Raw genomic sequence first — 12,654 nt, 5'->3', positions numbered from 1 at the left:
GCATTTCCTCTTCCGTTGGAATATAATTTTAGTAAGAAAATCTAATTAAAGGAGTGTGCTATTATGGGACTGTTTGAAGATGTCGTTGTCAACGCGAAGTCCGCGGTGAATGTTGTCGGGAAAAAAGCGGGTCAGTTTGTCGATATCTCTAAGCTTAGAATAAACGCTGCCGATCTGAACAATGAAATTTCAAAGCACTTTGAATCGCTTGGCAGGACGGTTTATGAAGCCAAAAAGACCGATAACGACTCGTCTGACCTTGTCAGTGAATGCATTACCGCAATAGATGATTTATATGAGCAGCTTGACGCTGTCAATGAGCAGCTGGTCGCCATGCGCGCCAGAATGGTTTGCAAGAACTGCGGTGAGGAAAATCCGCAGAACGCGGATTACTGCAGTAAATGCGGCCATAAGCTTTCGGATGACTGAGATCGTTCGGCATTTATTAAAGAGAGGGGCGTAGTACCCCTCTTTTTCAATGTCTGGAATAATGTTCATAATATTTTAACTTATTTAGTATACTATTTACCATGAGAAGATGTGTGCAATGGTAATTCCTCTTTTCTTCTGCCCTGACCGTGGAAAGAGGCGTTTGCAGTTTATAGATAAAAAATTATGTGATTACTTTGGAATGGATGTGTCGCAATGGAAAACAAAAGGACCGCGGCCGTTGGCAAACAGAGCTTTTTACACGGCGCTTTAATCCTGATGGTAGCGATTGCTCTGGTAAAGATTATCGGAGCACTGTTTAAAATTCCGCTCGCCTGGATACTGACGCCCGTTGGAAACGGCTATTTTGGAAATGCGTATTCTCTGTATTTCCCGATTTTCAGCCTTGCCACGGCGGGTTTCCCAATCGCCATCTCCCGGCTTGTGTCGGAAAACTCCGCCCGAGGCCGGTACCGTGACATCCGACAGATCCATACAGTTTCCATAAAGATTTTCCTGTTTCTCGGCATTGTCGCTTTTTCCATTATGTTTTTCGGGGCAAAGCCCTATGTTTCCTACGCGGTCGGAAACAACCCGCAAAACGCTCTTCCCGCGATTTACGCCCTTGCTCCGGCGATCCTCTTCAACAGCCTGATGGCGATCTACCGGGGATACTATGAGGGCCTTCGCAACATGTATCCCACCGCGATCTCCGAAATCGTGGAAGCGCTTTGCAAGCTGATTTTCGGCCTTGCCATTGCGTCGATGATTATTCAGTCCGGATTGAAGGAATTCGCGGCGAGCGGCACGGTTTACGGCGTGAAAATGGCTTCGGCGGAATACGCGAAGATCGCCACGCTCCCTTACGCGGCCGCGGGGGCGATTTTCGGCGTTACCATCGGTTCCGTTTTCGGTTTTCTCTATCTTTTTCTTTACCATAAAAGGCACGGCGACGGGATCACAAAGGAGATGCTTCGCGCGTCCCCCCGTCCGCTGCCCATGAAACATACGACCGTCCGCCTGATTAAAACGGCCATTCCGATTGCGCTGGGTTCGCTTGCGGTCAATCTTTCCACTTTTATCGACAGCACGTTCCTGCAGAAGCGCATCAACGATATCATGTCGGAGCATTCCCAGGTGCTGATCGGCATGTACGCGAACGTGATGCCCGACTCCGTCGTCAAGCTCAACAATGTACCTACTTTTCTGTTTGGCTGCTTTTCCAACGCATCAACCCTGTTTATGTTGGTGCCCGCTATTACGCAGGCGTTCGGCGTCAGCGCTCTTCCGAACGTCACGGAAGCCTGGACGGGCGGAAATCCTAAAAAAATTAAGCGAAGCATTGAATCGGTTCTTCGAATTGTGGCAATGCTAACCATACCGGCGGGATTGGGGCTTTCCGTACTCTCCACGCCGATCGCGACCTTGCTGTACGGTTCTCAGAACGCACCCACGGTTATCGGCAGAATTCTGGTCCTGCTGGGTCTTGGCGCGATTTTCGCGGCGATGAGCACGCCGATCAACAGCATGCTTCAGGCGGTGGGCCGGGTGGATCTTCCCGTAAAGCTGTTGGCTGTCGGCCTGGCGATTAAGCTTGTTTTAAACTACACGCTGGTCGGAATTCCCGAAATCAACGTGATGGGCGCGGGGACCGGGACTCTGGTGTGCTATATTTTCATTATGGTTTTCGCCCTGTTCTTCCTTTGCCGGGAAGCAAGGATCACGATCAACTTTGTGAGCATATTCCTGAAGCCGCTGCTGGCTTCCGTCATCTGCGTATCGGCCGCGTTTTTTATTCAGAAGGCGGGCGCGATGCTCGGACTGGGAAAGATTGCGACCCTGCTGGCCATCGCCGCCGCGGGCGTGATTTATGTGATCTGCATGCTGTGGTTTAAGGCTCTGAATACGAACGATGTGCTTATGCTTCCAAAAGGACAAAAAATTGTGAAAATACTTGAAAAACATAATTGGATAAGGTAAAATGATAGCAGTTTATCCGATACTTTCTTTCACAGGAGATATTTGTTTTGGATTTTCAGTTCAAGGAAAAATACAGCATGCAGGATTTGCTGGAAATCATGGCGATTCTCCGTTCTCCGGAGGGCTGTCCATGGGACAGGGAACAGACACATCAAAGTATCAGGAATTGTTTTATTGAGGAGACTTATGAAGCTGTTGAGGCAATTGACAATGAGGATACGGAGCTTTTAAAGGAAGAACTGGGCGACGTCCTTCTTCAGGTGCTGTTTCATTCTCAGCTTGAAAAGGAAAGCGGCCGTTTTGACTTTTCTGATGTGGTGGACGGGATTGCCCAAAAGATGATTATTCGCCATCCCCATGTTTTTGGCAGCACGGTCATCAACAGTTCCGACGAGGTTCTTGTCAACTGGGACGCGATCAAAAAGGAAACCAAAAAACAGGCAACCCAGACGGAAGTTCTGCAAAGCGTTTCAAAAGCCTTGCCCGCTTTGATGCGAAGCGCCAAGGTGCAGCATAAGGCCGCAAAGGTCGGGTTTGACTGGCCCGATATTTCCGGCGCGCTTGATAAGGTTGCGGAAGAAACCTGTGAATTAAAGGAAGCGATAGACAATGGAAGCTGGGAAGACCGCATGGAAGAGTTGGGCGACCTTTTATTCTCTGTCGTGAATGTTTCGCGGTTTTTAAAAGTGGAGCCTGAGCAGGCCTTAAGCTTTTCCTGTGATAAATTCATCTCGCGCTTTCAGAAAATGGAACAGCTTGCAAAGGAACGCGGGGCCGATATGGCTTCTTTGTCGCTGGAACAGCTTGATTCTCTTTGGAATGAAGCTAAGACAAATTAATCATTCTCAGCTTTCTGCTGTTGAATAATAAAAAAACGGAGGTCAAATATTATGAACAAAACAGAATTAATTGCTGCTGTTGCTGAAAAGGCAGGTATGTCCAAAAAAGATGCCGATAATGCTGTCAATGCAATGATTGACACAATCGTTAAAGCTGTTTCCGAAGATGAAAAAGTCCAGATTGTTGGTTTTGGTACATTTGAAGTACGCAGCCGCAGTGAGAGACAGGGCCGTGACCCGAGAACAAATTCTCCCATCACCATTCCCGCTTCCAAAGTTCCTGCTTTCAAGGCAGGCAAAGCATTTAAGGACGCTACAGCTAAATAAAATAGAACGGTTCTCATAAAAGGCTGTAACAGACTATGACGTTACAGCCTTTTATTTATTCAGAAGGGGTTTATACTATGCGATTGGATAAATATCTGAAAATATCCCGTATCATTAAGCGCCGCACCATCGCGAACGAAGCCTGCGACGCCGGGCGGGTGCTTGTGAACGGAAAACCGGCCAGAGCCTCCTACGACGTGAAGGTAGACGATATTCTGGAGCTGCAGCTCGGTTCGCGCGGCGTAAAGGCGCAGGTGCTCAGCGTAAACGAATACGCGAAAAAGGAAGAGGCCGCGGAAATGTACCGCGTTCTGTCGGACGGACCCGCGAACCTTTAAGTATATGTCCCTCCGTTTATGCATACAAATTGGTATGAATGAATAGGAGGGTCTTGAAATGGCTGAAGAAAAAAAGTCTGTGAAGGTACCGCACAGCCTGATCCTTGAAAACCGTCGCGCATTGACCGCCACCGGCGTTTCCAATGTTGACAGCTTTGACGAACAGACCATTGTCGCCTACACCGACCTGGGCCAGCTGATTATTAAGGGGACAAAGCTGCAGATTAATAAATTGAATATTGAAACCGGCGAACTGACCTTGACCGGCGATATCAGCGCCATGTCCTATGTTGAAAATCAGCTTTCAGGCGGCTTTTTCTCGAGGCTGTTTAAATAGGGGAGTGAGGTTATTTGAATTTATCTCTCACTGCCCAGCTTCAGGGGTTTGTCATTGCCATTGCTGCCGGTGTATTCCTGGGCGCGTATTATGATATTTTCCGCATCTTTCGCACCGTATTTCAATCGGAACGCCGCGCCGTGTTTTTTCAGGATCTGTTCTATATGGTTACGGCGGCGTTTGTTACCTTCCTGCTTGCCCTGGGTGTCAATTACGGAGAAGTAAGGTTTTATATTCTGGCGGGGGAAGGAATCGGCTGGTGCCTGTATTATTTGACGGTAGGTACGGTAACCTACCGTGTGTTTCGTTTTATAGCGGGAATCGTCCGAAAATTCGTCATTGTTCCTGTTAAGAAATTACTTGCTAAAATATCTCATTTGCTTCTCTCTGTTCTGAAGAAAATTGGTAAGAATACAAAAATAGTCGCATCAAATCTGAAAAAACGCTTGAAACATCACCGTGAAATAGTGTATAATCATTTCAAAGCAAAGCCTGAGGGAAAAAAGAAAAAGAAGCGGAAAAAGACAGCAAAGCTTAGGAGGCGCCGCTGAGTTATGAAGGTTATCAAGAAAAAAAAGCAAAAGGGCAGTTTTTTGCTGCGTACGGCTATCTTTGCTTTTGCAATCTATACGATTGTTGCGCTTGTTAATCAACAGGTTCAGATCAGCCAGAAACGCCAGGAACTTGCGGCCGTTAAGCAGAAGATCGTTATCCAGCAGGTAGAAAACGAGGACATAAAACATGCCCTGGGTACAGGCGCAAACGGGAACAGCGATTATATTGAACGCGTTGCGCGTGAAAGCCTGAACTTTGCCAAGCCGGGAGAACGTGTTTTTGTTAATATTGCGGGGAATTAATCGCTCTATTATTAAGGAGGAAATCACTTACATATGCAGCTTGAGGTAGGAACGATCCTGGAAGGAAAAGTTACGGGCATTACAAAATTCGGCGCTTTTGTAGAATTGCCGGGCGGCAAAACCGGTATGGTGCATATTTCGGAAGTCGCACCCACCTTTGTTAAGGAAATACGCGACTTTGTGACTGAGAACCAAATGGTGAAGGTCAAGGTAATGAGCATCAGCGAGGACGGGAAAGTCAGCCTTTCCATGAAAAAGGCCATTCCGCCCGCACCGCGGAGCAATGCTCCCGCCCCCCGCGTATCCAGACCGGGAAACTACGAGTGGCAGGGCAGAAAAAGCGAAGCGACAAGCTTTGAGGATATGATGTCCAAGTTCAAGCAGACAAGTGATGAAAAGATGTCGGATCTGAAAAGATGTGTAGAGTCAAAGCGCGGTGGCTTTTCCAAACATGGCGGTTCCGGCCAGTCGAAATAATTTCAGCGGAGTGCACGCACTCCGCTTTTTTGTTGGAGGAAAAACAATGCTGATGATTCATGCAAAAATTTATACGATGGCGGGCAAAGTAATAGAGGACGGCTGGGTCCGTACAAAAGGCGATAAAATCGATTCTTTGGGCTCCGGTTCCGTACGGCCCGGACAGGATGAGCAGGTCCTCGACGTTCGGGGAGCCGGGGTTTATCCGGGCTTTGTGGACGCGCACACGCATGTCGGCATGTGGGAGGACGGCCTTACTTTTGAGGGGGACGACGGAAACGAGGAAACAGATCCCGTTACGCCGCAGCTGCGCGCCATTGACGCGGTGAATCCCATCGACCGCTGCTTCAGCGAAGGCCTTGCCGCCGGCGTTACGACGGTTGTGACCGGCCCCGGCAGCGCCAACCCGGTCGGCGGCCAGCTCGCCGCGATCAAGACCTGCGGGGGACGGATCGACGACATGCTTGTAAAAGCTCCTGTCGCCATTAAAATGGCGCTGGGGGAGAATCCGAAATCCGTGTATCACGGCAAAAATCTTGCCCCCTCCACAAGGATGGCGACAGCCGCCCTGATTCGCGAGGAGCTTTTCAAGGCGCAGCGGTATCAGAAGGATCTGGAGCGCTCGGAGACCGACGAGGACTTTGACGCGCCCGAGTTCGATATGAAGTCCGAGGCGCTGCTTCCCGCCCTCAGGGGCGAAATAGAGGTGCATTTCCACGCGCACCGCGCCGACGATATTTTTACCGCCATCCGCATTGCCAAAGAATTTCACCTGAATTACGTGATTGTCCACGGCACGGAGGGGCACCTGATTGCGGACGCGCTGGCAAAGGACGGCGTACGGGTGCTGGCCGGTCCCTTCCTTTGCGACCGCTCCAAGCCGGAGCTGAAAAATTTAACGCCGCAAAACCCGGGAATTCTCGCAAATGCGGGCATCCTTACCGCGATTATCAGCGATCATCCCGTCGTCCCGCTGCAGTATCTTCCGACCTGTGCGGCGCTTGCCGTGCGCGAGGGAATGCGCTATGAGGACGCTTTGAAGGCGATTACCATCAACCCGGCGAAAATCTGCGGAATCGACGGCAGGGTGGGTTCGATTGAACCCGGAAAAGACGCGGATATGGTCGTCTTTGACGGGAATCCGCTCGAAATGACCTCCAAACCGAAATATGTGATTGCCAACGGAAAAATCATTCAATGAGGGAACGCGTATGAGAGAGATTGATGTTTCACAGATCACCGAAGCGATTAAAAAGCTTTTTATTGACGCGAACCGCGTTTTGCCGGAGGACCTTGAAAACTGTATCTCCGCCGCTTCGGAGAAGGAGACGTCCCCGATCGGCAAGGCCGTTCTGTGCGATCTGTGCGAAAATATGAATGCCGCGCGGGAGCTCGAAATCCCCATCTGTCAGGACACGGGCATGGCTGTGGTTTTTGTTGAAATCGGGCAGGAGGTTCACCTGACCGGCGGTTCGTTTGAGGACGCCGTCAACGAAGGGGTGCGCCAGGGATATCTCGAAGGCCGGCTGCGCTGTTCGGTGTCTGCGGACCCTATCCGCAGGGGGAATACGGGGGACAATACGCCCGCCGTCATCCATCTGCGCCTGGTTCCCGGGGACAAGCTTGCGATTACCGCGGCTCCGAAAGGGTTCGGCAGCGAAAATATGAGCCGGATCAAAATGTTTACCCCGTCCGCAAGCACAGACGATATCGTCGGATTTGTCGCGGAAACGGTTCGGATTGCGGGCGGGAACCCGTGCCCGCCGGTTGTTTTGGGAGTGGGCATCGGCGGCGATTTTGAAAAATGCGCGCTGTTGGCAAAACAGGCGCTCTGCCGCCCGGTTTCGCAGCGGAATTCCGACCCGTTTTACGCCGGGCTGGAGCAGCGGATGCTTGAAAGAGTCAATGAGTTGAACGTCGGCCCGCAGGGCTTTGGCGGGCTTACGACGGCTCTTGCGGTGAATATCGAGCAGTTTCCCACTCACATTGCCGGGCTGCCGGTAGCGGTCAACGTAGGCTGCCATGTGACCCGCCACAAGAAAATTACCATTTAAATTTTCTGACGCTTTTATTTGCCGTATGATTATGGTATATTATAGGTAGTCGATATTCTTTTTTAAGAATAGAAAAAGGAGATGTTCCTATGAAAATTGCTGTTACTGGCAGGAAGGTCAATCTGCGGGATAATTTTAAGGAGTTGGCTGCAAAGAAGCTGTCGCGCTTTGACAGAATTTTCGATGAAGACGCGCAGGCCAATGTGATGGTGACGCTGGAGAGGAACCGCCAGACGGTTGAAATTACGATTAAATCGCGGGGAATGATTTATCGCGCGGAAGCAACGGACTTTGAGATGAACGACGCGCTGGATCAGGTGATCAGCGCGCTGGGCAGGCAAATCCGTAAAAATAAGACAAGGCTTGAGAAAGAAATCCATTCTGCCGCCCTCGACCAGTATGTACAGAATTATCTGCATACGGACGAAGAAGACGACAGCGAATATAAGATCGTGCGTACCAAGCATTTCTTTGTAAAACCTCTCAGTACGGAGGAAGCGATTCTTCAGATGAACCTGCTCGGCCATCAGTTTTTTATGTTCCGCGACGAACAGAGCGGAGAAATCAATGTGGTTTATAAGCGCAAGGACGGAAATTACGGATTATTGGAGCCGGATACGGAATAATAAAATATTCGCACCCGCACTGTTTTGGTGATAAAACACGGTGCCTGATAGAGAATAGTTTTCTATAACGATTGGGGCTGCGTACTGTCGCAGCCCCATATTTTAATTTTGGAGTGGAATTATGGATCATTTTAAATTGGTATGCCCCTGCCTTCTTGGGGTGGAAGGCCTTGTGGCGGAGGAACTGCGTGCAATGGACGCGAAAAATGTGGAGCCCCAGAACGGGCGGGTCGTTTTTGACGGCTCCGACGAAATGCTTGTCCGTGCAAATCTCTGGTCGCGTTACGGGGAACGCGTGCTCGTGCAGATGGGGAATTTTCGGGCGCTCAGCTTTGAGGAGCTTTTTCAGGGGGTAAAGGCCATGCCGTGGGAGCGGTGGATCGGGAAAAACGACCGCTTCCCGGTTAAGGGACGCAGCTTGAATTCCAAGCTGTCCAGTGTTCCCGACTGCCAGTCCATCATCAAGAAAGCGATTGTGGAGCGTTTAAAGCAAAAGTACCATGTCGGCTGGTTCGAGGAGACGGGAACGCTTTTTCAGGTCCAGTTCCTGATCATGAAGGATCAGGCCAGCATTATGATCGATACCTCCGGAGAGGGGCTTCACAAGCGGGGATACCGCGCAAGCTCCACGGAAGCGCCGATTAAGGAGACGCTTGCCGCCTGTATGGTACATCTTTCCCGCGTGCGGCACGACGCGAATTTTATCGATCCGTTCTGTGGTTCCGGCACTCTTCTGATCGAGGCCGCCATGTACGCGCTGAATATCGCGCCGGGTTTGCAGCGTCATTTTTCCGCCGAACGCTGGGACTGTATCGATAAGAGCCTTTGGCAGAAGGAAAAGGTACGCGCGCAGAGTGTGGTCCTGCGCGACGCTCCGTTTACCGCTCACGGCTACGATATTGACGGCGCGGCGGTCACGCTCACGCTTGAGAACGCGAAAAAAGCCGGGGTTATCTCCCAGATTCATGCGGAAAAACGGGGGATAGAGGATTTCACGCCGGTGGGCGAATACGGCTGCGTGATCTGTAACCCGCCCTATGGGGAGCGCCTTTTGGACATGCGTCAGGCGGAAGAGCTTTACAGGACCATGGGAAGTGTCTTTGAACGCAGGCATGGATGGAGCTACTCGATTATCAGCCCGGACGAGACCTTTGAAGATTGTTTCGGCCGCAAGGCCGACCGGCGCAGAAAGCTTTACAACGGCATGATTAAATGCCAATACTACATGTATTTTAAATAACATTCCTCAAATCATTTCAGCTGGAGGCTATCATGCGGTATGTATTTATTGTGAATCCCGTCGCCGGTAAAAAGAATGCTTATGATACCGTTTTTCCTGCTATCCGCGAATATCTGGACGCGAGCGGAATCGAATTCTCCTGCTATCTCACCGAGAGGCCGAAGCACGCCACAGAGCTTGCGGAAACAGAGAGCGGGAAAGGGGACCCGGTCCGGATTTACGCCATCGGAGGAGACGGGACGCTGAGCGAGACGGCGGCCGGCGCCATCGGGAGAAAAAATGCCGAGGTGGGAATTTTTCCATGCGGTTCCGGCAATGACTATATCAAAACCTTTGGGAAGCCCGCAGACTTTTTATCCTTGAAAAAGCAGTTGAAAGGGCACTCCCGCCCCGTGGATATGATTCACTCCAACGGGCAGTATTCCATTAACCTTTGCTCCGTGGGACTGGACGCCAGGGTCGCTTTTGAAATGGTGAAATTCAAGGACATTCCCTTTATCAGCGGGCCCATGGCCTATAATCTGGCTCTTGCAAAAGTACTGGTCGGCAGGCTGGGCGAACCGCTGGAGATTCTGATCGACGGCGGCGCAAGGTTTAACGGCACTTACCTGTTTGCTCTGGCCGGCAGCGGAAAGTATTACGGCGGGGGCTTTTGCGGCGCGCCGCAGGCTGTTCCGGACGACGGGCTGCTGGATTTTGTGCTGATCAAAAAGCCGCCCGTGTATCAGATTCCGCCGCTGATTAAAATATACAAGAACGGCGGGCACCTGGAATCCGAGAAATTCAAAAGCCTACTGACCTTTTGCCGGGGAAAGAAAATGGAAATCACAGCGCCGAATCTGGCCGTCGCCAATTTTGACGGCGAATGCGCCACAATCAGAAATCTTCGTTTTGAGGTGGTTCCGAACGCGGTTAATTTTATTGTGCCGGTTTAAAAATCCAAAAAATTCACAATAATTGTAAATAATTTATGAAATTGCATTTTTTTAGAAAAAAGCACTTGATTTTCCGAACATAAGTATATAAAATATATCTTAGCACTCTGGGGATATGAGTGCTAAAACAAATCAATTATTTGAAGGAGGACATATTATGACTATTAAACCATTGGCAGACAGAATTTTAATTAAGATGGAAGAAGCCGAGGAGACCACGAAGAGCGGGATTCTTCTTGCCGGCTCCGCAAAGGAAAAGCCGCAGATTGCGGATGTGATCGAGGCAGGACCCGGTGGCGTCGTGGACGGCAAAGAAATTAAAATGTATGTGAAAAAAGGCGACAGAGTCATAACAAGCAAGTATTCCGGAACCGAAATCAAGATCGACGGTGAGGAATTTACCATCGTACGCCAGAGCGATATTCTTGCAGTCGTAGAGTAATTGACAGACATCATAAATTGATATTGGAGGAAATAAACAATGGCTAAACAGATTATTTACGGCGAGGATGCCAGAAAAGCGCTTTTAAGCGGTATTAATCAGCTTGCTGATACAGTGAAAATCACCCTTGGCCCGAAGGGCAGGAACGTCGTTCTCGACAAAAAATTCGGCGCTCCCCTCATTACCAACGACGGTGTCACCATTGCCAAAGAGATCGAGCTGGAAGACGCTTTTGAAAATATGGGCGCTCAGCTTGTTAAGGAAGTCGCGACAAAGACAAACGACGTTGCCGGCGACGGTACCACCACGGCGACTCTGCTTGCGCAGGCCATTATCCGCGAGGGCATGAAAAACGTAACCGCGGGCGCCAATCCGATGGAGGTCCGCAAAGGCGTACAGAAGGCCGTTGACGCTGCCGTAAAATCTCTGGCGGATCATTCCAAAAAGGTTTCCGGTTCCGAGGATATCGCCCGTGTTGCAACGATTTCCGCTTCCAGTGATTTTATCGGCAAGCTGATTTCCGAAGCAATGGAGAAAGTGACCTCCGACGGGGTCATTACGGTGGAAGAATCCAAAACGGCCGAGACATACTCCGAGGTCGTAGAAGGCATGATGTTCGACCGCGGCTATATTACCCCTTATATGGTAACAGACACGGAAAAAATGGAAGCCGTTATTGATGATGCATATATTTTGATTACGGACAAGAAGATTTCCAATATCCAGGAAATTCTTCCGCTTCTGGAAAAGATCGTACAGTCCGGCAAGAAGCTGGTCATTATTGCAGAGGACATCGAGGGCGAGGCTCTCACCACCCTGATCCTGAATAAACTGCGCGGCACCTTTACCTGTGTCGGTGTAAAGGCTCCGGGCTTTGGCGACAGAAGAAAAGACATGCTTCGCGATATCGCCGTTCTGACAGGCGGTCAGGTTATTTCCGAAGAGCTGGGACTGGAGCTCAAGGAGACCACGATTGAGCAGCTCGGCCGTGCGCGCCAGGTGAAGGTGGACAAAGAGAACACCATTATTGTCGACGGTTCCGGCAATAAGGATGAGATCAAAGCAAGGGTATCCCAGATCCGTTCCCAGATCGGGACCACAACCTCCGACTTCGACCGCGAGAAGCTGCAGGAGCGTCTTGCCAAGCTTTCCGGCGGAGTAGCCGTTATCAAAGTCGGCGCGGCAACCGAAGTGGAAATGAAAGAGCAGAAGCTCCGCATTGAAGACGCTCTTGCCGCAACAAAGGCTGCTGTGGAAGAAGGTATCGTAGCGGGCGGCGGCGTTGCTCTGCTGAACACCTACAAGGCTGTGGAAAAGGTTGTTGTGGACAGCGAAGGCGACGCAAAGACCGGCGCCAAGATCATCCTGAAAGTCCTTGAGGAGCCGATCCGCCAGATCGCCGCGAACGCGGGCCTTGAAGGCTCTGTGATTGTGGAACACATCAAGAATGCCGACAAGGTCGACTACGGCTTCAACGCTCTTACCGAGGAGTACGGCGATATGATTTCCTTCGGTATTGTGGATCCGACCAAGGTAACGCGTTCCGCACTGCAGAACGCGGCTTCCGTAGCGGCCATGGTGCTCACCACGGAATCCCTGGTAACGGATAAGAAGGAACCTGCTCCGGCTCCCGCCATGCCGGCGGACCCGGGCATGGGCGGCATGTATTAATCGTAAATAACAGCATTTCAAAAAGACGGACGCTTTTTTGGCGCCCGTCTTTTCTTTATTAGCCCACGGACCGGCCAGGCGAGAGCCGGCCCGGCTTACTCA

The 12,654-nt window shown here is 50.6% G+C and carries 16 protein-coding genes; all 16 read left to right on the top strand.

Annotated features, from left to right (window positions below):
• The first annotated feature begins 63 nt into the window (after positions 1-63).
• The 16 genes from VXK30_RS09440 (at position 64) to groL (ending at position 12,552) form a co-directional block, all read left to right on the top strand.
• Entirely contained in the window at positions 64-429 is a 366-nt protein-coding gene (locus tag VXK30_RS09440) for a zinc ribbon domain-containing protein (RefSeq protein WP_275717225.1), read from the top strand.
• 216 nt (positions 430-645) lie between these two features.
• The gene (locus VXK30_RS09435) at positions 646-2,409 is read left to right on the top strand and encodes a putative polysaccharide biosynthesis protein (RefSeq protein ID WP_275717227.1); all 1,764 of its coding nucleotides are present in this window, start codon (positions 646-648) and stop codon (positions 2,407-2,409) included.
• 47 nt (positions 2,410-2,456) lie between these two features.
• The gene (gene mazG, locus VXK30_RS09430; RefSeq protein ID WP_275717229.1) at positions 2,457-3,248 is read left to right on the top strand and encodes a nucleoside triphosphate pyrophosphohydrolase; all 792 of its coding nucleotides are present in this window, start codon (positions 2,457-2,459) and stop codon (positions 3,246-3,248) included.
• Positions 3,249-3,299: 51 nt separating this feature from the next.
• Positions 3,300-3,575 carry an HU family DNA-binding protein gene (locus VXK30_RS09425; protein ID WP_038324296.1) on the top strand — a complete coding sequence of 92 codons (276 nt, stop codon included), beginning with the start codon at positions 3,300-3,302 and terminating at the stop codon, positions 3,573-3,575.
• Between the two features lie 77 nt (positions 3,576-3,652).
• Positions 3,653-3,913 carry an RNA-binding S4 domain-containing protein gene (locus VXK30_RS09420; protein ID WP_275717232.1) on the top strand — a complete coding sequence of 87 codons (261 nt, stop codon included), beginning with the start codon at positions 3,653-3,655 and terminating at the stop codon, positions 3,911-3,913.
• A 58-nt stretch (positions 3,914-3,971) separates the two neighbouring features.
• Complete coding sequence (gene yabP, locus VXK30_RS09415; protein ID WP_038324293.1) at positions 3,972-4,250, top strand: sporulation protein YabP; 279 nt, start codon at positions 3,972-3,974, stop codon at positions 4,248-4,250.
• A gap of 14 nt (positions 4,251-4,264) precedes the next feature.
• A complete protein-coding gene (gene yabQ, locus VXK30_RS09410; protein WP_275717234.1) occupies positions 4,265-4,801 on the top strand; it encodes a spore cortex biosynthesis protein YabQ in 537 nt (178 codons plus the stop codon).
• A gap of 3 nt (positions 4,802-4,804) precedes the next feature.
• The gene (locus VXK30_RS09405; protein WP_275717236.1) at positions 4,805-5,107 is read left to right on the top strand and encodes an FtsB family cell division protein; all 303 of its coding nucleotides are present in this window, start codon (positions 4,805-4,807) and stop codon (positions 5,105-5,107) included.
• Between the two features lie 33 nt (positions 5,108-5,140).
• Positions 5,141-5,584, top strand: a complete 444-nt coding sequence (locus tag VXK30_RS09400) for a S1 RNA-binding domain-containing protein (RefSeq protein ID WP_275717238.1) — start codon at positions 5,141-5,143, stop codon at positions 5,582-5,584.
• A gap of 46 nt (positions 5,585-5,630) precedes the next feature.
• The gene (locus VXK30_RS09395) at positions 5,631-6,785 is read left to right on the top strand and encodes an amidohydrolase (protein WP_275717240.1); all 1,155 of its coding nucleotides are present in this window, start codon (positions 5,631-5,633) and stop codon (positions 6,783-6,785) included.
• Positions 6,786-6,795: 10 nt separating this feature from the next.
• Positions 6,796-7,638, top strand: a complete 843-nt coding sequence (locus tag VXK30_RS09390; protein WP_275717242.1) for a fumarate hydratase — start codon at positions 6,796-6,798, stop codon at positions 7,636-7,638.
• Between the two features lie 89 nt (positions 7,639-7,727).
• Positions 7,728-8,264, top strand: coding sequence for a ribosome hibernation-promoting factor, HPF/YfiA family (hpf, locus tag VXK30_RS09385; protein WP_275717244.1), 537 nt, complete (start codon positions 7,728-7,730; stop codon positions 8,262-8,264).
• A 121-nt stretch (positions 8,265-8,385) separates the two neighbouring features.
• Positions 8,386-9,504 (top strand): THUMP domain-containing class I SAM-dependent RNA methyltransferase, encoded by a 1,119-nt coding sequence (locus tag VXK30_RS09380; RefSeq protein WP_275717246.1) that lies wholly within the window; start codon positions 8,386-8,388, stop codon positions 9,502-9,504.
• 32 nt (positions 9,505-9,536) lie between these two features.
• On the top strand, positions 9,537-10,439 hold the full coding sequence (locus tag VXK30_RS09375; RefSeq protein ID WP_275717248.1) for a diacylglycerol/lipid kinase family protein: 903 nt from the start codon (positions 9,537-9,539) through the stop codon (positions 10,437-10,439).
• A gap of 157 nt (positions 10,440-10,596) precedes the next feature.
• Positions 10,597-10,881, top strand: a complete 285-nt coding sequence (locus VXK30_RS09370; protein ID WP_275717250.1) for a co-chaperone GroES — start codon at positions 10,597-10,599, stop codon at positions 10,879-10,881.
• 39 nt (positions 10,882-10,920) lie between these two features.
• Positions 10,921-12,552, top strand: a complete 1,632-nt coding sequence (gene groL / locus VXK30_RS09365; protein WP_275717252.1) for a chaperonin GroEL — start codon at positions 10,921-10,923, stop codon at positions 12,550-12,552.
• The last annotated feature ends 102 nt before the right edge of the window (positions 12,553-12,654 follow it).

The sequence above is a fragment of the Caproiciproducens sp. CPB-2 genome (genome assembly GCF_036287215.1).
In the GTDB taxonomy this organism is placed as follows: domain Bacteria; phylum Bacillota; class Clostridia; order Oscillospirales; family Acutalibacteraceae; genus Caproiciproducens.
The sequence above is the reverse complement of the archived record's forward strand: the minus strand, read 5'-3'. Positions and strand labels throughout refer to the sequence as shown.